This window comes from Paenibacillus hamazuiensis (assembly GCF_023276405.1).
GTDB lineage: Bacteria > Bacillota > Bacilli > Paenibacillales > NBRC-103111 > Paenibacillus_AF > Paenibacillus_AF hamazuiensis.
In genome coordinates, this window is record NZ_JALRMO010000001.1 from 3,546,491 (window position 1) to 3,571,102 (window position 24,612).

Below are 24,612 nucleotides of genomic sequence, written 5' to 3' on the forward strand. Positions count from 1 at the left end.
CGAAACCTATACGTGTCGCAGAGTTCTTTGTTTAGACCCTGTTTCTAGAATTGCAGTGTCCCATATTCTGAATTTTGCTATGCTTCTTTCTCTCAGTAATGCTCAAAATACGTTGTATGTTGCGGGGTTTGAGCCTTTTTATCATGCACCGCTATGCAACAAAACGGAATATTTGTCTTTATGGTACGGTAGGGGGCGGGGCAATGACAAAAGAAGAAACCCCGAGAGAGTTGTTAGCTCTGCTCGGGGTAAACATTACAGACTATTGCTAAGCTCATTTTTAAGTTCAACCAATGTGGGGGCATTTGGAAAGTCAATAAATAAGTCATCGAATAAAGAATTAACAAATTCATTGATCAATGAGATAAAACTATCCTTCTCAATAACAACGCTCCCAGTAGAGTGTAGAAATTGTATAGAATCTTTCTTGTAAATGTTTGAATTGCACCAAGAAACTTCGACAAGTTCATCTTTTAATCTGAAATATACATTAGGCAAATAAGAACCTGCTCGACTCGAAAACCATGAATGTCTAAATTCCCAATCTTGAAAAATTTCAAAAGCATCATATATATTTTCCAATTTATTCAAGTAAGAGTGACTATTAGAAACAAGTTCTAGTGCGTCATTACCTGAAACAGGTAACGGAAATGTCTGCTCATGAATTACGTACTTCAAGTTTATACAGAAGTATTCTGCTATATTTAATAAATTCCATTGATACGAAAATATACTTCCATTAATTTCATACTTACATATATCTTTTCCTTCCACCCATAATTCAAATTGTCCCCACGACTTCCCATATATCCCCACTTCATTAAAGGGATTGGGTGAAAGGTGATATCGAATGCCAAATTTTCCAATATCACCGAATGTTTTCATATATAACACCTCTTAGTCTTCATTTTTGATAAACTTCTTATATTGTGCTTTCGTGATCTTTCCGTCATCTAACATTTTTCTTAGCACATCGGCAGGAACTTCTTTCGCCGCATTTTCAACTAAATATGGATGCCAGCCTAGATCACCGTCTGGTTGGAATTTAATTAATTGACCTTCATAAATATTATACAACTGCTTATTTTTTTGGGATGAATAGGCTGAGTCAAGGATTTGCTGACCAGTTTCTAGATCAGGTATTGGATTAGCACTTCCCCAGCCACTGACTGGGTCATGTTTTGGACTGGGAACGTATAGTCTAGTATTACCAGTCACTTCTTTTAGCATCGTTTCTCCAGCACTAGACTTAAAAAACTTGTATACTTTCCCGCCAATCTCTACAAGTCCTTCTGCCGCTTTAACAACGATTTTCGCTTCTCCACTTCCAACAACAGTCCCTAATGCAGCTACTCCTCTTTGTACTCCTGATAGCTCTTCTTGAGTTATTGCGTCCTTTCCGCTTACAACCTCGATTGCAGATTTGGCATTTCCATAGCCGGGAGTAAAATCAACAGCAGTGCTTACCCAGCCTTTAACGCTATTCCATGTATTACTTGCTGCCTGTGAAGCTTGGCTCCAATAATCAGATAAGTAATCACAGAAAGCCGAACCAGCAATACAATGCCCACTAGGATCAGTATATCTCAATGGATTATTCTGCACATAAGTATATAGATTCAGCGTGAGAGGATTATTCAAATCCCCTTCAACTGTATCCTGAGAAGTAAATCGCCCAATCGTTGGGTCATAGTACCGCGCCCTCAGGTAAATCAATTCACTCTCGTCATCCTGCGGTTCACCTGTGTAGCGGTATGGGTTGTTCATGTTCTCCGTCTTGCTTAGAACGTTGCCCCAAATGTCGTAGTCGTAAGTATTGATGTTATTACCTACGGCATCCTTGATCGCAACAACATCACCATGACCGTTGTAGAAGTAGTACCCACTCTTACCGCTTGTATTGTCCTGTCGCCACAACAGCTCGTTACCCCAAATGTTTCGGGCCTTTATCTGTCGTTCCACAATGCCGAAATCCCTTGATACAATAGGATTTCTTCCATTTCATCCGAATTCACCCACATAAAGTTAGGTATTTGGATCACATTTTACCCCACATGTTTCCAAATGACTTTCCTTATGTATCAAGGCTTCCCAGCGTTTTCCCCACCTTTTCACCCACGTGTTTTCACCGTGTTTCGGTGTAAACTTGGGTGCTTTCATAAGTTATTTTCAAACATCTGCAAAATAAAAATAGCGATACACTCTATTGAAGAATGTTCGCCATTTGGAGTAAATTTCCTCTAAAACTGAGACATCGGACTATTCGTATCATGCTGCTTCCTCAAATCATCTGGATTCATCTGCACATATTTCCTTACCATGCTTAAATCGGAATGTCCCAGTATCTTTTGCAACGTAAACAAATCTCCACCGTTCAGAATATACATTTTGCTAAAGGTATGACGGAAAATATGCGGGGAAACTCGTTTATGCTTGAGGCCGACTTGCTCACCATGTTCTCTAATTCTGCAATAAGCCTGATTCTGCGAGAGTGGCTCTCCATAGTTGGACAAGAAAACCGACTCAGCTTGTTTACCAAACATCGTTTCATTCTCCTCAATCAACTGTTGCAGCAATTCCTTCGTTTTCTTCGTAAAAGGAACGCTTCTTGGTTTACCATTCTTCGCATCCTCAGCAGGAATATGTATAATACGGTGAATAAAATCAATATTGCTGATTTTCATGAGCAGAGTTTCATTGATCCGCATTCCAGTATCAAATAAGAAGAACATTAATACATAGTCACGAAATCCAGTGTATTCTTCTTTATTCGGTGCTGTCAGCAGCAACATCATTTCTTCTTTGGTAAAGGCTTCAACCGTATCATCCTTACTTTTGACTACTTTGACCAAAGAACCTATGTCTGTTTGGATATGACCCTCTCGGTACATAAACGTGAATAAAGCCTTCATAAAGTTAGTTCGAACAGAAATCGTCTTCGCTGCCAAGCCAATATCCGTTTGGTACTTGAGTCTAAGCCGTGGATGTTCGGTAAATCGAGGCCGCTCATGTTGCATGTACAGTATGTATTGACGGATATGATCCGCGGCAAATTCAGATACAGATAGCTTAGGATACTGCTGCAACAACCATTTTTGAAAGTATTTATAGCTGTTTCTGTAGCCCAGAATTGATTTAGGACGCAATCCCTCGGTTTCTTTGGCTCGAATGAATAATTGAAAATAATAGTCCAGTGGATGAATGTAATCATTAACGTGGGCGGTTTTTCTGCCTCGCGCTCGTGTTTTTCCTTTTTGTGGATCGCTCTTCATATAGTCTGTTAGGTTCCTCCCTGAATAGCGAATTTATTTATAGGCCGCAAGTGCCTTGTCCAAATGTAATAGTAAAAGTTCCATTTGCAGATTCGATGATAACGAATGTATGGAAATCAGAATATCTTCCAAAGTCAGTACATGCAGTTGATGACCTCGTTGTTCGATGGCATCAAAAATTATCTTCTTGACCTCTTCAATGGTCATTATTTGCTGGCTGAGCAATGCTTTCTCCTGTAACAAATGTTCATAATCGTCATTCATCATATGATCGCCTGATGCTTTCCGTCAGCTTTAATGTCCCCATAGAGATACAAGCCTTGATAAAATTCCTTGCGGTCTAGGATTCGTTTAACCTGCACTTTCGTAAATCGCTTGCCTTGTGCAGTCGTAAAACGGTCATAGTTCATCTGGTAGGCCAACTGTGACAATGACCAATCAGGAAACAATTCCTTTAATTCAAACAACCGCTGTACAGCTAACGCTTCGTCAAGATTAATTTCAATGGCTTTTTGACCCTTCTTGGCCCTGTAACCGAATGCCGCCCGACCTCCTGCATAGCCGCCATGCTGTGCTTTCTTGTTGCGTCCTCGGCTTAATTTCTTACTGATTTCAAGCCGTTGGTATGCGTCAAGTAGTTCCATCAAACCGTTGATTAAAAAGTCAGAATGGTAATTCTTATAAATGCTGTATGTTGGTTGTTCGATGCTTTTTACATCCACACCGTATTTCTTAAACTCTCGATGCACCAATACTTTCACAATGTCAGACCGCCACAAACGACTTGTATTGAGTACGATTACCGCATCTGCGGTTTTAGTAGACAAGGCGGCTAACATATCTTGAAAGCCGATTCTGTCAACCTCAAGCGTATCCTCGTCAATCTTAGCCCCACTGAATTCGCCGCGGCGTACATATTTGCGATTTTTCGTGTTGTATTTGGCATGGCAGAAAAAAAGAACCCCGATAGAGTTGTTAACTCTGTTTGGAGTCCCACATTGAAATATACTCGTACTCTATTTTTCCTCTGTCATTATTCGAATATATCCAAATAGTATTTCATCAAAATTTGGCTCATTACTTATTTCTTGGTGTTCATACAATAATTTCCTACCGTCAGATATACTGATAACTTCCATATCTACGAGACCAGATTCCCATACACTAATTTGTCCTAAGCAATCATCCGTTGTTTGATGTATTGTAATGCTTGGATTAAGATTATTCGATGACTTAATAATTTTTTCTGAAATGATACCTAGATCCTGTAGATTTAATTTATTTGATTCAATCCAAGAAGAAAATTTGCTTATCAAGATTATTTTTTCCCCTTTACTTCTACGTTTTTAGCTTCAGGCATTTCAGGCTTCGGCAGTCCCTTTTTTTCCGCAAGTCGAGCCTCAATTGTATTTGGACCCAATATTTTACCCCAGATATCAGAAGTTCTTACAACAGAGCCTTCAGGAACATCGAACTCAACATATAGGGAACCATCTGGTGCTTGTCTTCCAAAGGCACTACTGTCGGCTGGAAATGCTACGTGTGTCGTTCCTGTATCGCTTTCCTGTACCATTCCAGTTGAAATCATTTTATCGTATTCTTGTTGAGACATCCACCTACCAACCCTCACTGTATTACTTGACATTATTACATTTGGCCCCTGCTCAACAAATGGTTGTTGACTTACATAACCATTTTCTGGTTCAACCAAAGTCGGATTATCAACAACAGGCAATTGAGGTCCAATAAATGGTTGCTCAGTAACTGTTGGTGCGGGTGGCCCTATAAAAGGTTGATCTATAAAGGGGGGCCCATAAGTCGGTCCCTCAAGAGGGTATTCTATGATGGTTGGAGGTTGTTGAACAATTGAAATACCACTTGCTGCGGCCCCCATCCCTGCAATTGCCTCGGGCATAAACGGTAAAACACAAGCCGGGCAATGCCCACTAGGATCAGTATACCTCAACGGAGTAATCTATTTTTAACGAGGTAAGAACCTCTGTTGTTTACGAAATTAAGCCGACGAATCGGTAGTAAATATCAATACGCTGCACTCGCTTGCCGTTTACCTTCTCGGCATCAAACACAACAACCTTGTCAATCAATTCATTCAATATCGGTTTCGTTAGTTCCTTCATATCAGTGTACGCTCGTACCAGTTCCAAAAATCGGGTCGTGTTCTCCCGTTTGCTTTCTACCTGGTTAAGCTGTTCTTCCAGCAGCTTCAACCGTTCTTTCAATTGTGCTTGCTCTGCTGTAAAATCTCGTGATAGCGCCACATATTGCTCATCCGTAATTCGTCCTAATGCATTGTCTTCATAGAGCTTCCGCTGAATGGTTTGCAGTTCGTCCTCCCGTTTCTTCAGCTTGTCTCGCTCTTTCATTGCGGCTCCCCATTGCTTCCTCTGTTGGCTGTGGCTCATCGCGGCAACCATCTCGACAAAGGCGCTTTCCTGCTCCTTGGCCGTCCTCGCATGACGCTGAATATCCGCCAATATAATCTCGTACACATCCACATAGCTGATATAATGAAAACTGCAATAGGCTTTGCCGCGTGTCCGCGACTGATTGCATGCGAAGCTGCCACGCCCTCCTTTGCCGCCGCTGGTCTTGCTGCTGCCGCCGCGAGCGAAGGATAATCCTTGTCCGCAGGTGGAGCATTTCAAAAGTCCCGCAAAGATTTGATGCTCGCCTGTCTTGGTCGGGCGTTTTTTCACGCGAACCACCTTTTGCGCCAAGGCAAAGGTTTCCTCGTCAACCAGCGGCTCGTGTGTATTTGGAACCTCAATCCATTCGTCCTCTGGGACTGCAACCAATCCTTTTCTCTTGAAGGAAGGCTTGGTCGTCTTGTGACTCACCATATGTCCCAGATGCACCTTGTTCTGGAGTATGACCTTGACTGTCGTTGCTCCCCAATCATACGGATGCCTGGCATTGACTACTTTCAGGTAACGTTGATGCTGCTCGGCCAGGTAAGCGCGCGGGGTCAGAATGCGATCTGCTCGGAGCAATCTGCCGATTTTGTAGGGGCTATGCCCTTCGACCGCCAATCGAAAAATACGCTGTACGACAGGGGCGGTGTTCTCATCCGGAATCAGCTTATGCTTGTTCTGCTCATCCTTGCGGTAGCCGTAGGGAGCAAAGGCTCCGGTGTAATCGCCGTTCAACGCCCGTTGGCGGTAGCCGCTCTTTACCTTCCGGCTTGTATCGCGGACGAACCATTCATTGAACAGATTGCGCAGTTCCATGAAGTCGTCTTCGCCTTTGGCGGTGTCAATGTTTTCGCTGACGGCAATAAAACGCACCTGGTATTCGGGAAAGAACACCTGAATGCACAGGCTTGTTTCAATCTGGTTGCGCCCTAATCGGCTCAAGTCCTTTACCAATACGATATCAATGCCGCCGCTCTCAATATCGCGTTTCATCCGCTGAAAATCGGGGCGATCAAAGTTCGTACCGCTCCAGCCATCGTCAATGTAGACGTCCGTCACTTCAAAGCCGTTGTCTTTCGCATAACGCTGGAGCAAAATTCGCTGATTTTCAATACTCATGCTTTCGCCGCTCTGCTCATCGTCCCGACTCAGACGACAGTAAATAGCGGTTCGGGTCCGCTGCTGTTTTTTCATCCTCCATCCTTTCCCAGCAACATGTCGGCTGATTTCAGTATAATGGATCTTTGAACGATGTTCCTGTTCATTCCATGAAATAGCGTAGCGAGGGAGGCGGTCTACGGTTCCACACAGGGGCTTGTTCATTGTACAGCTTTTTTCTGAACGGGAATGATATCTCTTCATGAAGCGGCATAACCGAAAAAAGCTGGGAATCTTGTGGATTCCCGGTATTGGTCCTCATTCGCTCCGATGCTGCTCGTCTTCCCATTTTCTCAGAACAAGCCGCCTGATTTTGTCGCTGAGCGTGTCTTTGCCGATGTAGCAGCTTTGCACTATGTATATCGTTTTACCGATTTGCACTTCGCGTCGATGCAAACTTTCTGCCGAATGATTGCGATAGCCCGTCACCTGCTTGCCTGCCCCTTTTGGAACAGACAGGGTAGGTGACGGAAATCGCTGTTGATCGTCATTCATACACGCTCCTCCTCGCTACAGCTATTCAATTATCAAGGAACAGATTTCTTGCCTGCTTCTCCTTCCCTCGTTACTACATAGATAACCATAAATAATATATTACAATTGTCTATGTAATTTATATGCTACACTTCACTTGACCTATTGTCAACAAAAATATATAATCACTTTAATTAACATTCGATTGTCTATTCGAGGTGCGACATGAGCTATACCTTTCAGTCTTATATTGCCGATGGGCAGGAACACTTTCTGCACGGACCTTCCGGACATGTTCAGCATACGCAATATCCTTTCTCCCAAACTGTTCTGGAATGGATGGAACTGGACGCAGAACCGATTCGGGATGTAACAGAGCGCTTGCAAACCGATCTTCATCAGCTAATAACCGGGAAAGAGGAGCGACTGGAAAAGCCGATTGCGGAGGGGCTGGCCTTACTCAACAGCTATCATATGTATTTCGCCTGCTTGCGTTTACAATGGCTGGAACGCCTGAAACAAGCGCGGCAGCAGTCGTACAAGGACGTAGACAGACTGTTGCCTGTCGAAGAACTGGTACGGATTCCCGCTATGCTCGAAACGACACAGCAACAGCTTCGGGTGCTTTGGCATGACGTTCTGGACGTGGATGTATCCGAAGCGCCGATTCAAGCCAAGCTTATAAATCTCTATACAGAGAGCCCCAACAGCTCTCGATGCTTTACGTTTCAGCCGCTGCAACTCCGGTATGAATTCGTTAAAGAAGGCATTTTTACAGATATACTTGAGGCACAGAGCGTATTCGACATACCTGACTTTTTCGTGCGCGAATGTATTCGTCGTGAACTGCGTTTTCGAATATGTAAAAATTGCGGTCGCTACTTTGCGCTGAGCCGAAACAAAAATGCCGAATATTGTGAACGACCGTTTGCCACTCCCTCCAAAACCTGCAAGGAGATCGGAGCACTCAACCAATGGGAGCGCAAGAAAGCCGATTCGCCTGCGCTTAAAGCCTACACTCGGGAATACAAAAGACGCTTTGCATGGATTCGGTACGGGAAGACAACGGAAGAAACGTTCTATCAATGGGCAGAGCTGGCCAAGCTAAATCGGGACGCTTGTTTGCGCGGGGAAATCACCCTTGAAGCTTTTTTGGATTGGCTGAAACTGGACATGTAATCGAAGAAAAAGTCGGTGGAAACGTAAGGGGAATCAGGGGAGCGCCCCTGCCAAGCGAATTTGGGAGACCAAATTCAGTGCTTGCTGCAACGTAAGACAGCATTTCCATGTTGTATAAACCTGCCGGGAAAAAGAATGAAGGAAGCGTCGGGGGCGGCAATGCTTTCAAGCGTCATCCGTCCTTTCGGTTAGGTGATCTGAAAGCTACCTCTGCCTTATGCGCTTCCCTCGATAAAACGAAGTTAATCTCCATGCATCATGATTTCTCTCGCAATAGCTTGCGCATATGCCTTATCTTGATAGTGATCGGCAAGCTGCTCTGCCAGTTCGTTCTGCTGCTTCATGTATTCCCGGCTGTATTCCTCGGCATAGCGCTTCAAATCGTGTTGAAGAACCAACTCAGCATAGGCAAACGGCTCTTTTTCCTTTAGCCAGATCAGACGGAAACGCGCCGCTGTATGCGTATCCAGAGTTGCTTCGATCTCGCAGCAATTAAGGCGGCATGTTGTCCCATCCGCAAATACAACCGTCATGACGTCGTGATCTTTATCATAATGACACGCCCGAAGTTGCATTCGGAACCAACTCCTCGCGTTTGCTCATAACCTCAATGATCATGTTGGCACCGAGCCTGAATCCATGGATAAAGGCGGCTTCGACATGCAAGCTGTTCACGCTCACACAAAGATCAGAATACTCCTCAAGCTCACGAAACATCTCGTCGCTCAGTTCTTTTCTCCATTTTTCCGTCATAGCGCCGATTTGTCGGCTTAACGGCCGATATTCAGGATGAGACGGTACAATTATCTCTTCGGGATGAAGCTGCCCACGGTACAGGGCTTCAAGAATCGATTCCATATTCATCCTCCCACAAATGTCATCGCATCGCTTGAATGAGATTCCTGCACATGGTAGGATATTTATGCAGTCTGCTCACGTAGCGATTGCGGGATAGGAAGTGGCTGTGTTCTTCGTCGGACGCGCCGCTTCCTTCTTTATTTCTGGAGCTCGTCATACACCTTCTCAATCCCTTTGCGAACGACGTCTGAACGTGTCGTATTCAGCTTCTCGGCGGAAGCGTCGAGCTTGTTCATAATTTCCTGATCGACACGTATCTCAATCGTTTTGCTTTTGGGTTTGTCTGATGGAGGACGCCCCATCTTTTTGGAGGACATCGCTTCACCTCGCTTTTTGTCCTGACAATAATATATTATTGTCTGGACAAAAAGTCAAACCCAATGTAAATAAGCTCTTTCTTTTTCTCGGCAGGTTGAAGACTAACAACACAAGAGATACGGGAATGTGCGTTTCCCTCCTAACATTTTATGTGCAGGTAAAAGGTGATTTTGCTTTCAAAACCGGATATAATGACAACAGGCAGGAGGGATACGAAATGAAACCATTTTCGGATAAATATGTGCTAACCAAACAACAGAGTTTGTTTCTAGCCAAGAAAAAATGGGACGAAAATATATACTGCGGAATGAAGATGGAGAATCGGAATATTACCTTTCCGCAAACCCAAACGATACTGAACGGCGTCAATGTTCCCGGTGTCGCGCTGGACGACATACAAGCCGTCCTTAATATGAGGGATGCCTGGCGTTATTTGCTGAACGCGATTGATGAGCCGATTACGCTTTCCCTTATTTGCAAGCTCAATGAATACGTCGCGAGGAATGAAGCGCTGGAATGGGGTGTTTTTAGAACCGGGCGTGTCGGAATTTCAGGCACGGATTATGTACCGCCGCTCCCGGTACAGAGCGAGATCGAACAGGAATTGGCGGACTTGCTGGCCGCGGACATAACCACAACGGAGAAAGCCATTACGGCTTTTCTATGGGGAGCGCGGCGGCAAATGTTTTGGGATGGAAACAAGCGTACCTCCCTTCTACTTGCAAACAAACTTCTTGTCGAGAGCGGACATGGCATGCTGACCATTACAGAGAAAAATATGGAACGATTTAACGAATTATTATCTGCCTACTATACCTCGAACGATATGAGCGAGATCAAGCTGTTTTTGTATGAACATGCGATCAGCGGCATTGACTTCGAGCCGGAAAAACGCCGTGAATCGGAACAATCACGATAAAGTGAATACGGTATGCAAGCCTGTGTCCTAAATTGGTACCAGGCTTTTTATTTTGTGACAGGAGCGAGAAATTTACTTTGAACTGTGAATGACCTTGATGGGCAACACGAGACAATTGTCTCGTGTTGCAGCAAGCACTGAATATGGATAGCCATATTCTCTTGTTAGGGGCTTTGCCCCTAAGACCCCTCATTAGCCGCGCCGCATCCATTCAGTTCCCAGTGCTTAAATCGGTTTCAAATATCACCAACCACAGTGCAATAAGAACAATTCGTGAAAAGCAAAATGAATACGGCCCCCCTTTGGTTTACCAGCTTAAAACGTGCTCTTACTGTAATTTATAGGATATGATACAATGTACTATAGTTATTTATAAATGGTCCTTCACGGAATAATTAAGACTGCGCGTTTGGATTTAGGTTTTTCTCAAGAGATATTTGCTCGCGAACTTCATGTTGTATCTATACCGGTGAATTGATGGGAGAATAACCTTACAAAACCAAATCGGATTGTTCTTCATGCTTTAATTGAGCTTTGAAAAATATGTTCTTAACACAGATTGAGTTGATTTTTGAACAAAATAGACATGCAGTCCTTGAGAAATATGAGGAGATTAAATATGAAATCTGAAAAGCAAATTGAAGTAGACTTCATTCAAAAACTACAAGATTTAAAGTACACATATCGAGAAGACATTCGAGATAAAGTGTCTCTTGAGGCTAATTTCAGAGAACATTTTGAGAGATTGAATCGTGTTAAGTTAAGCGATTCTGAATTTGCACGTCTCAAGGACAGCATTATCACTGCAGATGTATTTGTGGCCGCTAAAACGTTACGAGAAATTAATACTTTCAAACGCGATGATGGCATACCTCTACAATACACTCTAGTAAACATCAAAGATTGGTGCAAAAATGAATTTGAAGTGATAAATCAGTTGCGTATCAATACAGACAACAGTAACCACCGTTATGATGTTATTATTCTCATTAACGGTATTCCTGTTGTTCAAATTGAATTAAAGTCTCTACAAATTACACCCAAAAAAGCAATGGAGCAGATTGTAGATTATAAAAATGATCAAGGCAATGGGTACACCAATTCGCTTCTTTGTTTTATGCAGTTATTTATCGTAAGCAATGAAACCAAAACATACTATTTTGCCAATAACCATAATGAACACTTTTGCTTTGATGCAGATGAAAGATTTTTGCCAATTTATGAGTTTGCAGATGAGAAAAATAAAAAGATAACGAACCTATATGACTTTGCGGATAGATTTTTACCCAAATGCACCCTTGGGCAATTAATTAACCGATATATGGTTCTTGTTGTAAGTGAACAAAAACTGATGATTATGCGTCCTTATCAGATTTATGCTGTTAAGGCGATTATGGATTGCATTGAACAAAATCGTGGCAACGGCTACATTTGGCATACTACTGGGAGTGGAAAAACGCTCACTTCTTTTAAAGCATCTACACTTTTGAAAGACAATCCTGAAATTGAAAAATGTTTATTTGTTGTGGACAGAAAAGATCTTGATAGACAAACGCGCTTAGAATTTAATAAGTTTCAAGAGGGCTGCGTTGAGGAAAACACAAATACCGAAAGTTTGGTTAGGCGCCTTACTTCTGACGACTATAAAGACAAGGTGATTGTTACCACCATCCAAAAGCTTGGATTAGCCCTTGATGAGGACAGCAGACGTAACCAAGAGAAAAAGAAAAAAGGTGAACTCACCTTTAAAGAAAGATTAGAGAAACTCAGGGATAAGCGAATGGCGATTATTTTTGATGAATGCCACCGTTCCCAGTTTGGAGAAAATCACGATGCAATAAAGACTTTTTTTCCAAAAGCACAGCTTTTCGGCTTTACCGGAACACCAATTTTTGAAGAAAACTCCACATATAAGAAAATTGATGGCACCGTGGGCTCTTACAGAACAACAAAAGATGTTTTTCAGCAGGAACTTCATGCCTACACCATAACAAATGCAATTGACGATGGTAATGTATTGCGTTTTCATATCGATTATTTCAAACCAGAAGATGATAAGAAGGCTGCAAAAGTTTCCTCTAAGGAATATAAGCAAGCAGTTGTCGAAGCAATCTTATCAAAGCATGATGCAGCAACATATAACAGACGGTATAATGCACTCTTTGCAACATCTTCGATTAATGACGCAATCGAGTACTTTGAACTGTTTAAAACACTGCAAGAGGAACTAAAAAATAGTGGAGATGAGAAATTTTATCCACTAAATATTGCTTGCGTCTTTTCTCCACCAGCTGAGGGCAATAAAGATGTGAAACAGCTTCAAGAAGACCTTGTACAAGAAAAAGCCGACAATGAGCAGGAGCCCGATAAGAAAAAAGCAGCTCTTAAAGCTATTATTGATGATTACAACGCCCAATTTGGCACGAACCACAGCATAAGCGAATTTGATTTGTATTATCAGGACGTGCAAAAACGTATTAAAGACCAACAATATCCGAATGCAGATTATCCGCACAAAAACAAAATTGATATCACTATTGTTGTGGACATGCTGTTAACTGGCTTTGATTCTAAGTATTTAAATACTCTGTATGTTGATAAAAACTTGAAGCAGCACGGCTTAATTCAGGCTTTCTCAAGAACAAATCGTGTTCTAAATCCCACAAAGCCATATGGTAACATTATTGACTTTAGAGGGCTCGAAAATGAGGTCGATGATGCGATCAAACTCTTTTCCGGCACGGAAAGCAGCGAGAAGGTAAAAGAAATTTGGCTTGTTGATCCGGCTCCTGCCGTGGTTAAAAAGTTGGATAATGCTGTTGCCGAGCTGGAAAAATTCATGATATCACATGGGTTGGAGTGTAAACCGGAAGAAGTAAGCAACCTGAAGGGTGATATAGCACGCGCGGAGTTTATTGATAAATTCAAAGAGATACAGCGCCTTAAAACGCAGCTAGACCAATATACAGATATAAAAGAAGATCAGACAGCAATTATTGAGAAGTTGCTGCCTGAGGACACCTTGCGTGCATTCCGTGGAGCATATATTGAAACGGCTCAAAGGTTAAAGGCGCAGCAGGGCAAGGATATTGCGAATAAAGCGCCGGAAATCGAACAAGTCGACTTTGAGTTTGTTTTGTTCTCCTCTGCCATTATTGACTATGATTATATCATGTCGCTGATTTCAAAATTCACACAGCCTGATGTTCCCAAAAAAGAAAAAATGACCAAGAAAGAGTTGATTGACCTTATATCATCAACCTCCAATTTGATGGATGAACGAGAAGATATAGGAGAATATATCAACACTTTGGAAGCTGGAAAGGGATTGGATGAAAAATCCATAAGGGCAGGCTATCAAAAATTCAAGGCAGAAAAATCGGCTAAAGAATTGGATGCAGTTGCAAATAAACATGACATAGAGTCAGCCTCATTGCAAGAATTTGTTGATAAAATTATGGAGCGTATGATTTTTGATGGTGAGAAGTTAAGCGACCTTTTAGAGCCTCTTGGCCTTGGCTGGAGAGACAGAACAAAGAAAGAATTGGAACTGATGGAAGATTTAATTCCGCTACTGAAAAAGTTGGCAGATGGACGTGAGATTGTGGGGTTAAAGGCATATGAGTAAGAAAGAAAAGACGGTTTTAGTGCCAAAATTGAGGTTTCCGGAGTTTAACTCAAGTGGGGAATGGAAAGTATCTACTCTCAATTCACTTGCTATCAAAATAACAAATAAAAATAAAGATCGTTCTTTAACTCGAATTCTAACAAATTCCGCCACTGATGGCGTTGTAGATCAAAGTGAGTATTTTGAAAGAGAAATTGTAACACAAAGCAATATCGACAACTATTTTATAGTTGATGAGGGGGATTATGTTTATAACCCTCGCATTTCAACTTCTGCACCGGTAGGCCCTATTTCCAAAAATAAATTAGGAAAAGGTATAATGTCTCCGTTGTATACAGTATTTCGATTCAATAACCCTCGAAATGAATTTTACGAGCAATATTTTAAAACCAATCTTTGGAATAGTTATTTAAAAACCGTTTCAAATACTGGAGCGAGGCACGATAGAATCAGTATATCAACAGAAAACTTTATGAAGATGCCGCTTCCTTATCCTTCTGACGAAGAACAACAAAAAATTGCCGACTGCCTATCTTCCCTTGACGACCTCATCACCGCCGAGGATAAAAAGCTGTCAGCTCTTAGGGCACACAAAAAGGGGTTAATGCAGAAGCTGTTCCCTTCTGAGGGAAAAACTCTACCCGAGTGGAGATTCCCAGAGTTTAAAGATAGTGGAGAATGGACTAAGAAGACTCTTGGTCAATTGGGTAAACTTGTCTCAGGGTTAACTTATAGTCCAGATGATGTAAGAGAAACAGGGTTGCTAGTATTGAGATCTTCGAATATTAAAAATAGTGTAATTATATTGGATGACAATGTTTATGTAAGGACAGATATTAGTGGTGCAAATCTGTCTTTAGAAGGCGATATATTAATTTGCGTACGTAATGGTTCAAAAACTTTGATAGGAAAAAATGCGATTATACCAAAGGATATGCCTTTGTGTACACATGGTGCGTTTATGACAGTCTTAAGAGCACAAAACCCACAATTTGTCTTTCAACTTCTTCAAACAACAGCCTATGAAAGGCAAGTAAAGGCTGATTTGGGTGCGACTATAAATTCAATTAATGGAACCCAATTGGAAAAATATGTTTTTTTTATTCCGAAAGAACAAAAAGAACAACAAAAAATTGCTGACTGCCTCTCTACCTTAGATGAACTTATTACCGCACAGGCAAAGAAAATTGAAGCTTTGAACACTCATAAAAAAGGATTAATGCAAGGACTGTTCCCTTCCATTAAGGAGGTGGGAGAATGAGTATTATCTCAGATGAAAATGTACAGACTTTGGCAAAGCAACTTGTTGAATCGAGAAAAAACATTATTTTAGTGTTTGCCTTTAATGGAACCGGCAAAACACGACTTTCTGTTGAATACAAAAATATTACCAAAGAATTGAACGGCGGTAATCATTCCGGTGTTTATTATAATGCTTATAGTGAAGATTTGTTTGTTTGGGATAATGATACGGAAAACACTGGTTCTCCAATAAAGCTGAATGTCATGCATTCCAGCCTGAATCAATATCATTCGTCAATGGATGAAGAAAAGCTTCGTGAAAAGCTAACTGCATACAAGCCAAAGTTTGATTTTAAGTTTAATTATCATACTGATACATCGCTTGGAATTAGCTCCATTAGTTTTTATCCGCAATCAGAAAGCGAAGAACAACCTGAAGCTATAAAAATTTCTCGTGGTGAGCAACAAATTTTTATTTGGTGCCTGTTTCTCACAATGTTTGATGTTCAAGGCTGGACAGGTGAACAAAATAGTCATTTCTTTATTGATGATCCTGTTTCAAGCTTAGATGACCATAACATCTTTATTACTGCATCAACAATAATGGATTTGATTGATGATCATTATGAGAATAGGAAGATCATTATTACAACTCACCACGTTGGACTTTTTTCTATTCTTTCAGACTGGCTGACAAAAGGCGAAAAAGCATCTTCGTATAAGAGATTTACCCAAATGCATACCTTAAAAAACTCGTCCAATGAATTATTTTTGTTGGATTGTAAAAAAGATGTTTTTCTTTATCATCTTGAGTTACTGCAAATGTTACAGCATGCGATAAACGACAATCTGTTATATGCTTATCATTTCGCAATACTAAGACAAGTATTAGAAAACGTTTCCTCCTTTCTCGGCGTTGGACGAATATCGTATGTGCTTGAACAAATCGGAGTGGATGACACTGATGATGTAGCTCGAATAGTAAATACATTGTCGCATAAAACTGTTTTCCGGTACGAGGCAAAAGAATTAGTTCCTGATAACGCAGAACTTTTATCAAATGTATTTAACAAGCTTCAAAATAAATATAATTTTGTATTACACATAGGTGGTGGTAACGATGCATGATTTACAACAAAAACAATTAGGTGCAACCCTGTGGGCCATAGCAGATAAACTTCGCGGAGCGATGAATGCCGACGACTTTCGTGATTACATGTTGTCTTTTCTCTTCTTGCGCTATCTTTCAGATAACTATGAACAGGCAGCAAAAAAAGAACTTGGTAGCGATTATCTTTATTGTGAGAATGAAATTAAAAATATCTATGCTGCGAGTAAGCAGGATGAGACTATTAGTGTGATGAAAGAGCAGGCAGCAGATTATTTTAGCAAACAAAAATTAGAAGAAAATGAAAAAAAGATGGTGCTCGATGATCATTTCACATTGTTTGAAAGTAAAAAGTTGACCCCGCTTATTATGTGGTATAATAACAACTTGGATCAAGTAGCCATGTTTGAAAAGCAAATGCGACGTAAGCTTCATTACGTAATCAAGCCGCAGTATCTCTGGAGTAATATATACGAATTAGCTCGCACGCAAAACAAATACCTCTTGAAGACATTACAAGCTGGTTTTAAATTTATAGAAAATGAGTCTTTCGACAGTACGTTTCGTGGGTTGTTCTCAGAGGTGAATCTTGACTCTGATAAGCTTGGAAGAAATTACAACTCTCGCAATGCAATGCTGTGTTCGATTATAACCGAAATTTCTGAGGGGCTAGATGAATTTTCTAACGAAAGTGATCTACTGGGCAATGCCTACGAATACTTAATAAGTCAATTTGCTGCAGGATCAGGTAAAAAAGCTGGAGAGTTTTATACCCCCCAGCAGATTTCGACCATCCTTTCTCGAATCGTTATACTTGATAGCCAAAAACCAAGTGAAGGGAAAAAAAAGTATATTAATAACCTGCTGGACTTTGCTTGCGGCTCTGGTTCTCTTCTAATTAACGTTAAAAAGCAACTTGAGCCAAACAGCATTGGGCAGATATATGGACAAGAAAAGAATATCACGACTTACAATCTTGCGCGTATGAACATGCTCCTTCATGGATTCAAAGACTCTGAATTTCAAATATTTCACGGAGATTCATTATTGAATGATTGGGACATTTTCAATGAAATGAACCCAGCCAAGAAATTGGAGTGTGACGCAGTTGTAGCAAATCCACCTTTCAGTTACCGTTGGGAGCCGAACGATACACTTGCTGAAGATTTTCGTTTTAAAAACTATGGATTGGCACCGAAATCAGCAGCAGATTTTGCTTTTCTACTTCATGGTTTCCACTTTTTAAGCGATAGTGGCACAATGGCAATCATTCTGCCACATGGTGTTTTATTCCGTGGTGGTGCAGAAGAAAAAATAAGGACTAAATTGCTTAAGGACAATAATATCGACACGATAATAGGATTACCCGCAAACCTCTTTTTCTCTACTGGTATTCCGGTCTGTATTCTTGTGCTAAAAAAGTGCAAGAAATTTGATGATGTGCTGTTTATTAACGCAAGTGAGTACTACGAAAAGGGGAAACGTCAAAATATCTTATTGCCAGAGCATATTGACAGAATAGTTGACACATATCAATATCGAAAAGAAGATGACAAAAAATATTCTCGCCGTGTCTCCATGGAAGAAATTGAAAAGAACGGCTACAACCTGAATATATCAAGGTATGTAAGCACAGCTCCGGAAGAAGAAATTATTAATCTTGCGAAAGTAAAAGAGGACTTAGACTGCATTGAAAAAGATATAAATGAAGCCAAGGAAAAACACAATCGGTTTTTAAGAGAGCTTGGGTTGCCGGAGTTGAAGTAAGCTAGATTTCGCTATTAGGTGTTTGTCGGTCCAATAAATCATCCAAAGGTGATCTACAATAATAATTTAGAGATGCCACCTTCACTTTGAAGAAACACTTTCATTTCTGCGTCTTAATACTTTTCAAGAAATTTATTAAGTCTTCTAACTATATTGGCTGAATGCGAAAGACCACCTTCAACGAATGCGAAGGTGGCTTCTCATGCCAATTTATTGCTGACTCCCTGTTTTTTAATCCACCTCGTAAAAAACAGAATACCGGATTGTTCTGCACATAAGTATACAGATTCAAACTCAGAGGATTATTCAAATCTCCTTCAACCGTATCTTGGCTTATGAATCGTCCCACAGTAGGGTCATAATACCGCGCCCTCAGGTAAATCAGTCCACTCTCGTCATCCTGTGGTTCACCTGTATAACGATATGGATTATCCATGATACCTGTCTTGCTAGTCAGATTACCCCAAATATCATAGTCATAAGTATTGATGTTGTTACCCGCGGCATCCTTGATCGCCACCACATCACCATGACCGTTGTAGAAGTAATATCCACTCTTGCCGCTCGTATTGTCCTGTCTCCACAGCAGCTCGTTACCCCAAATGTTTCGGGCCTTCACGTTGCCACCGGCATCCAACTCCTCAATGACTTTACCATTGAGATACACATAACGAGTCAGGTTCCCATTAACGTTCTTCGTTGCTCGCAGCCCATCCCCATAGTAGCTGTACGATGCCGATGTGCCCGCATTGTTGTTGAACGTCTTCAGCTCATTCACCGCATTGTACGTGAAATCCTGTGTACTATCTGGGATGTTCACTCCTGTCGACGTTTCCATCGTTAGTCGGTTGCCTTTGTCGTCATACGTGTATTTGTTCGTCCCGCTCGGCAAGTTTTCCTGCTGAATCCGATTGAGTCCGTCGTACTGGAACCCGTAGTTCGCCCCGTTGCGGTTAATCCTACTAATATTCCCGAAGCCATCGTATTCAAAAGACTCGGTCCAGGTGTTCGTACCGCTCACGGAATGGGTTTCCGCCACCAGTTCCTTAAAGGCATCGGTCTTCTTCTCCTGCTTTAACCCATTAGCCATCGTCAAAGCATACTTATTCTCGTTGTTCGTAACCCCGTACGACGGTACTACCGTTCCCATTCCAGGATAGGCCACGGAGTTAATGCGGTTCAAGTTATCATACCCGTAAGTAATTTGCTGACCATCCGGATAGGTCAGTGTCTTCAGCCGATCAAAGCCGTCATACCCCAGCGAGTAGGTTCTTCCTGCTGCCTTCTGCCAATCCATTCGTTTAAGGTTATCGTAGTGGTATTCAAGCGTCTCCCCTTCACTGCTGCTTATAGCGGTCAGCAAACGAGTCAACCCGTCGTAAGTGTTTTGCTTCCAATAGACTTCAGCCCCCGCCGGATTCACGATCGATATTCTGCTCTCTTCGTTGTAATCCGTGTACGTATACGTATATGCCTGTCCGGCCTTATCGGTATACCTACTCACCAGCCCGTTCTTGTTGTACTGGTACTGCTCCGCGGGATTCGTAAACAACGTCTTGGAAAGCAGCCACCCCAGTTCGTTGTATGTATTGAGTTTTTGCTGAGTGCCTCCCATGATCGTTTTGACCATGTTTCCAAACCGGTTGTACGTATATTGGAACACTTGTCCCTTATCGTCTTTCAAATACGTCATGTTGCCCAGACCGTCGTATTTGTACTGGGTCGTCTGTGCTGCACCCTGGCCGTTTAAAATCTGCTGCTGGGATAGCTTGCCCAGGGGCGTGTACGTATACCGCGTTTCCCGGTTTTTCGTCAGGCTCTTCTCCACCACCTGCAGCGTGCGCCCTTCCCGGTCCTTGATCGTCCACGTCTCTTTACCGTCCGGCTCGACCACCCGTACGGTGCTTTGCGGAAACTGGGTGGCATTATTTAAAGAGGTAGCGGTATTGCCATAATAATAGTTCGTTTGCTGCCCCAGCGCGTTGGTCGCCGTTTGAATATCACCGCTGCCTCCGTAAACGTAGGTCGTCTTCTTCGAGGCATCCCCGTACGGTTGCGTTTCTTTCAAAAGGACGCCGGTGCTGTCCATCACGTTTCTCAGCGTCAGGATCGTACTGCCGCCCACTTGGCGCTGCTGCTTTTCCACTTTCCCGTACGGGGAGTAGGTTATGATCCCTTTCTCTCCGTCCGGCAATGTCTTGGTGATGGTCCGTGACGCATCGTCGTAGGCAAATTGGGTCGTCCGCGTTGCTGCCGGATTCGCTGCCGGTGCGAATATCGACTGCGTCAAGCGGTTTTTAAAGTCATAGCCGTAGGTCACGGAATTGTTATCCGGGTACGTTATTTTTTTAACCCGGTCGTACGCATCGTATTCCCGGGAAATGACCAGATTCGTCGGACCTTGTCCAGCGGCCAGCGTAGCTCCGATCGTTTCCCGGGTGATATGCAGCCCGCCGCCGTCATATTCCAGATTGCGCGTGGTTACGATGGCATCGTTAAACTGGCTGCCGGAACTCGCTTCTTTTATTTGCGTCGGTACTTTTTTCGCTGTATCAAACAACAAATATTCGGTCACGACCGTATCCGATACCGCCTGACCGGTGTTGGCGTCCGGATACGTATCCTTTGTCGTCACCTTATCGAGCGTATACAGCGGATAATGGTATTCCGCAAGATAGGGCCAACCATCATTGTCATACTCGGTAACGAAGTAGGAGATTGCACCGGTTCGTGATGTATAAGCATAACTTTCTTCATACTGGACAAGACCGTCCGCGGATGTTTGCTTCAAGTAACTAAGCCGATGATCGGGATCCGCAATATACTGCCTTGTGACCTTATTGCCGTACGAGTCTTCCTCATACGTGACATATCCGTAATTATCGTAATCTTTTTTGCTGACAGTTGCGTAGTTCGATAAACCGGCTGGCAAATTGTTATATAATCCATAACGCAAAAAGTCCAGAATGTTCTGCGGCTTCGTATCTGCCGCTCCGCCGTCAACCCAGCGGATGATGCTCTTGGGATTCGGCTTGTTGACGTCATACCGGTACGAGGTGACTTCGATGTCCGACCAGGTGTACCGCTGGTTGCCGTTCTCCCAATTTACGGTGCTCGGACTACTCTTTTTCAATTGGTTGACCGGCACCGTGGAGCCTAACCCGTTTGCGGCATACTGCGTCGTCAGCTCTTCCGTGTAATCGCCGTAATACGTTTTCACGGTGGTCGCCGGACGATCTCCGCTGCGGTAGCTTCCGCTATACGTCAAATGAAAGTTGCCGTACGGGTTGTTTGTTTTCGGTTCACTCCATATTTCCGCCGAGACGGCGCTGTTCGAACTGAAGGTCCGTGTTAAGTTTTTCGCTGCTCCTGTGCTGTCGGTATAGCTGAACTTGACGTTGACCACAGGATGGTAACCATAATACGTCAGCGCATACGGATCCATGTAGTTGCGGATGGTCCCGCGTTTTCGCATCCGTTCCTCGTAGCTAGGATAACTCCTCCAGCTGCTATCGTAAGGCTGGTATTCATACGTGGTTATAAATCCGATATCATCGGTTACCGATTCGAGCAGCAAGTATTTGATATCTTTGGAATATTGCATGTCCTTATTATGAATCCACGAAGAGTCCACGCCTTGACCGTTTACGGTCAAATCCAGAACCGGTTTCCCAGAGTTATCTACATCGTAACGGTAATCGTCTTGGATATTGGCATCCGCGCGCCATTGCTCCGGATCTTTGTACTTATACGTCCGCAGAACTTTTTGCCCGTTATGCTGGTCCGTGACACTATCCAGTTTATAAAAGTACGTTTCACCGTAGTACTCTTCCCCTTCTTGCTGTACTTTCTTTGACCGGTTGTAACTGATCCGATGAGTTTCATTCCCTCCGGCGTCGGTTACCGTAAACCCGGATATGCCGCTGCTGTCGAGCGGCACCGATATTTGACGCCCCATCGTATCGGTAATTTGCAGGGTGCCTTCCGCAAAGCCGGTTTTTGAATTTACATGAATGCCATCTTGCGAATAATAAATCGCATCGCCGTATCGATTTTTTTTCATGTACAGTCCGGAACGTTTTGTCCGGTCATACATGTTTCCACGGTTCCACATGAAGTAGTACTGTACGTCATCATTAACCGTAAGAATGTAATAATCACTTCTGGCATCGGTCAATTTCACATTGCTGTAGGGCCAGTTGTAAGGAGTGGTCTCTCCTATGCGAAACGAATAGGTCTTACCATCCTCCAGCGTAAAGTGGAGTTCGTAAACAGGCTGAAGACGATAATAATTATAACCGTTTGGTGTCGTGTTAAGAGTAATTTTCCCACTCGTACTTGTATTCCGATAATCAACCGTTTTCGACATGGTAGGGAGATTAATACTCCATCCGGTAGCGATCTCGTTGAGCCGTACTCCTTTTTTAAAATTATCCGGTTGTGCCGTGGCGTTAAAGTCGTATCCTTCATCGGACCCCGGGTAATAAACCGAAGGAACTGAAACCACGTAACAATCCTTGCTGTAAAATCCGCAGTTGGAAAGCGACGTCACTTTAGCGGCCAGCGAATTATACGTGCGTACGATGCTGAAGTCCAGACCGTGTTTACCGGGCAAGTACAAATCCGTTTCCTGCTGCGCGCTAGTCCGGTGGATCGTATCGATGGCGCCGTCAATATTTGCCATATACGGTGTTGGATCTACCGGATCACGGTAGATGATATCATAGTTATCCTCGGCGGCTTGAACCTGCTTGGCCGCCGTATTTTCAACCGGGTCGTCTTTCGGTTTGGAGGCAGGATCCCATCGCTGTGCGACAACGGGTGTCCACTTCTTGATCAGCGCTTGTTGACTACCGTTCAGCTGCGTCCACGTTTGTTCGGCTTGCGCATCAGTCCAACCGGCTAAAACGCCTGCTTGTTCCTGGCTCAGCAGTGGGGATAATGTTGGGTACACGTATGCGGCGAGCAGCAGCATATCGGAACTGAATGTGCTTTGAATGGTGTTTACTTCTTCTTCCGTAAAGTTTCCGAGTGTTGACTTATCGTTCTTCGACGGAGGTTCTGGCGTGGGCTCGGTCCCCTCGACAGCGCTGTACCTTACGGACCCTAACGCGTTGACCAGTCCGTTACCGAATTGATTTTTATTACCGAGCGGAGTCGCACTTTGATTCAGCACTTGCCGAAGCTGTACATTCTTATATTCCGGATGCTGCTGCTTCACAAGCGCAGCCGCACCGGCGACATGGGGCACTGCTGCCGAGGTGCCACTTAGGGTACTGTAGGTTGTGAGGGAAAGTCCCTGTATGTTGACGCCCGGTGCGACAAGCTCCACTTCCTCCCCCGTATTGGAGAAGCTGGCGAGCTGGTTATGCTCGTCGACCGCACCGACGGCAATGACGGAGCTGTATTTGGCCGGGTAGGAGACGGTGGCAGCCCCATCGTTGCCGGTCGCCGCCACGAGCAGAATGCCGTTTTGGTATGCCAGCTGTGCCGCCTCTTCCAAAGCTTTGGAGTATTCAATGCCGGCAAAGCTCATCGAGACGATATCCATATGGTTATCTATCGCCCATTCGATGCCCTGGATGACCTGGCTGTATGTACCGCTGCCTTGGCGGTCCAGCACCTTCACCGCGTAGATCTCTGCGCCGGGTGCGACGCCCAGCAGCCCTTTGTTATCTTTTATTGCCGCGGCGATTCCCGCCATGGCTGTGCCGTGACCGTTTTGGTCTTCGTAGGTCGGTTCCGCAGGCACGAAGGAGACGCCACCGGCAATATGGAGCTCTGTCGAGGACGATGAAATGCCCGTATCCAGGATGGCGATTTTGACTTTGTCACCGGTTGCTCCCTGCTCTTGAGCCTCCGGGGCGTGAATTTGCAGCAGATTGTAGCTGATTTGATCCTTGTATGTCGCCTGTTCCACGGTTTGATGGACGGCATAATCTTTTTCGATGTATTCGACGTTAGCGTCTTTACGCAGCTGCTGGACTTCCGAAGCTTTCAGCTTTAGTGCTGCATGAGAAGGAAGGCGGGTAAATTGCTTGTCCGCTTTCCTTTTGTTCTTTTGCAGCTCCGTTTTTCCTTTGGAGACGTCTTTGAATTTGATGATGTATTGGTCTTCCTTGTCGGTTACTGTGCTGTTTTGAGCGGCAAAAGCTGGTACGGCGAGAGTAAAGAGCATGATGAAGCTGAGCAACGTTGAAATAAGCTTTTTTAACATTAGAATTGTTATCCTCCTATAAGAATATAGAATCTAACAG

Annotated in this window: 18 protein-coding genes and 1 pseudogene; 6 read left to right on the forward strand and 13 right to left on the reverse strand. The window is 43.3% G+C overall.

Annotation, left to right across the window (positions count from 1 at the left end):
* Positions 1-255: 255 nt before the first annotated feature.
* From MYS68_RS15705 to MYS68_RS15750, 9 genes and pseudogenes are all read right to left on the reverse strand, one after another.
* Positions 256-885, reverse strand: coding sequence for a hypothetical protein (locus MYS68_RS15705; RefSeq protein ID WP_248926748.1), 630 nt, complete (start codon positions 883-885; stop codon positions 256-258).
* Positions 886-897: 12 nt separating this feature from the next.
* Positions 898-1,962 (reverse strand): RHS repeat-associated core domain-containing protein, encoded by a 1,065-nt coding sequence (locus MYS68_RS15710; protein WP_420852124.1) that lies wholly within the window; start codon positions 1,960-1,962, stop codon positions 898-900.
* 278 nt (positions 1,963-2,240) lie between these two features.
* Entirely contained in the window at positions 2,241-3,272 is a 1,032-nt protein-coding gene (locus MYS68_RS15720) for a tyrosine-type recombinase/integrase (RefSeq protein ID WP_248926749.1), read from the reverse strand.
* Between the two features lie 33 nt (positions 3,273-3,305).
* Positions 3,306-3,536, reverse strand: coding sequence for a hypothetical protein (locus MYS68_RS15725; RefSeq protein WP_248926750.1), 231 nt, complete (start codon positions 3,534-3,536; stop codon positions 3,306-3,308).
* Positions 3,536-4,168, reverse strand: a pseudogene (locus tag MYS68_RS15730) (recombinase family protein); the annotation flags it as partial. The gene MYS68_RS15725 and the pseudogene MYS68_RS15730, both read right to left, overlap by 1 nt.
* A gap of 120 nt (positions 4,169-4,288) precedes the next feature.
* Complete coding sequence (locus MYS68_RS15735) at positions 4,289-4,588, reverse strand: immunity protein TriTu family protein (RefSeq protein WP_248926751.1); 300 nt, start codon at positions 4,586-4,588, stop codon at positions 4,289-4,291.
* Positions 4,589-4,590: 2 nt separating this feature from the next.
* Positions 4,591-5,166, reverse strand: a complete 576-nt coding sequence (locus MYS68_RS15740; RefSeq protein ID WP_248926752.1) for a TreTu family toxin — start codon at positions 5,164-5,166, stop codon at positions 4,591-4,593.
* Positions 5,167-5,278: 112 nt separating this feature from the next.
* The gene (locus tag MYS68_RS15745) at positions 5,279-6,898 is read right to left on the reverse strand and encodes a recombinase family protein (RefSeq protein WP_216539664.1); all 1,620 of its coding nucleotides are present in this window, start codon (positions 6,896-6,898) and stop codon (positions 5,279-5,281) included.
* Between the two features lie 222 nt (positions 6,899-7,120).
* Positions 7,121-7,357 (reverse strand): hypothetical protein, encoded by a 237-nt coding sequence (locus MYS68_RS15750; RefSeq protein ID WP_216539663.1) that lies wholly within the window; start codon positions 7,355-7,357, stop codon positions 7,121-7,123.
* A 204-nt stretch (positions 7,358-7,561) separates the two neighbouring features.
* Here MYS68_RS15750 and MYS68_RS15755 point away from each other — a divergent pair, with 204 nt between their 5' ends.
* Positions 7,562-8,515, forward strand: a complete 954-nt coding sequence (locus tag MYS68_RS15755; protein ID WP_216539662.1) for a DUF6076 domain-containing protein — start codon at positions 7,562-7,564, stop codon at positions 8,513-8,515.
* A gap of 242 nt (positions 8,516-8,757) precedes the next feature.
* On the opposite strand, the gene MYS68_RS15760 is transcribed toward MYS68_RS15755, so the two are convergent.
* The 3 genes from MYS68_RS15760 to MYS68_RS15770 form a co-directional block, all read right to left on the reverse strand.
* Entirely contained in the window at positions 8,758-9,090 is a 333-nt protein-coding gene (locus MYS68_RS15760) for a DUF6061 family protein (RefSeq protein ID WP_216539661.1), read from the reverse strand.
* Positions 9,065-9,373, reverse strand: a complete 309-nt coding sequence (locus MYS68_RS15765; RefSeq protein WP_216539660.1) for a DUF6809 family protein — start codon at positions 9,371-9,373, stop codon at positions 9,065-9,067. Before MYS68_RS15765 ends, MYS68_RS15760 begins: the two co-directional genes overlap by 26 nt.
* 137 nt (positions 9,374-9,510) lie before the next feature.
* Positions 9,511-9,690: a ribbon-helix-helix protein, CopG family gene (locus MYS68_RS15770; RefSeq protein WP_216539659.1), complete on the reverse strand. Its 180-nt coding sequence runs from the start codon at positions 9,688-9,690 to the stop codon at positions 9,511-9,513.
* Between the two features lie 125 nt (positions 9,691-9,815).
* On the opposite strand from MYS68_RS15770, the gene MYS68_RS15775 reads away from it, so the two are divergent.
* From MYS68_RS15775 to MYS68_RS15795, 5 genes are all read left to right on the forward strand, one after another.
* Entirely contained in the window at positions 9,816-10,610 is a 795-nt protein-coding gene (locus MYS68_RS15775) for a Fic family protein (RefSeq protein WP_248926753.1), read from the forward strand.
* A gap of 619 nt (positions 10,611-11,229) precedes the next feature.
* The gene (locus MYS68_RS15780) at positions 11,230-14,238 is read left to right on the forward strand and encodes a type I restriction endonuclease subunit R (RefSeq protein WP_216539657.1); all 3,009 of its coding nucleotides are present in this window, start codon (positions 11,230-11,232) and stop codon (positions 14,236-14,238) included.
* The gene (locus MYS68_RS15785) at positions 14,231-15,499 is read left to right on the forward strand and encodes a restriction endonuclease subunit S (protein ID WP_216539656.1); all 1,269 of its coding nucleotides are present in this window, start codon (positions 14,231-14,233) and stop codon (positions 15,497-15,499) included. Before MYS68_RS15780 ends, MYS68_RS15785 begins: the two co-directional genes overlap by 8 nt.
* On the forward strand, positions 15,496-16,608 hold the full coding sequence (locus MYS68_RS15790; protein WP_216539655.1) for an AAA family ATPase: 1,113 nt from the start codon (positions 15,496-15,498) through the stop codon (positions 16,606-16,608). The genes MYS68_RS15785 and MYS68_RS15790 overlap by 4 nt, the downstream gene beginning before the upstream one ends.
* On the forward strand, positions 16,601-18,355 hold the full coding sequence (locus MYS68_RS15795) for a type I restriction-modification system subunit M (protein WP_216539654.1): 1,755 nt from the start codon (positions 16,601-16,603) through the stop codon (positions 18,353-18,355). The genes MYS68_RS15790 and MYS68_RS15795 overlap by 8 nt, the downstream gene beginning before the upstream one ends.
* Positions 18,356-18,503: 148 nt before the next feature.
* On the opposite strand, the gene MYS68_RS15800 is transcribed toward MYS68_RS15795, so the two are convergent.
* Entirely contained in the window at positions 18,504-24,572 is a 6,069-nt protein-coding gene (locus MYS68_RS15800) for a S8 family serine peptidase (RefSeq protein WP_248926754.1), read from the reverse strand.
* Between the last annotated feature and the right edge of the window lie 40 nt (positions 24,573-24,612).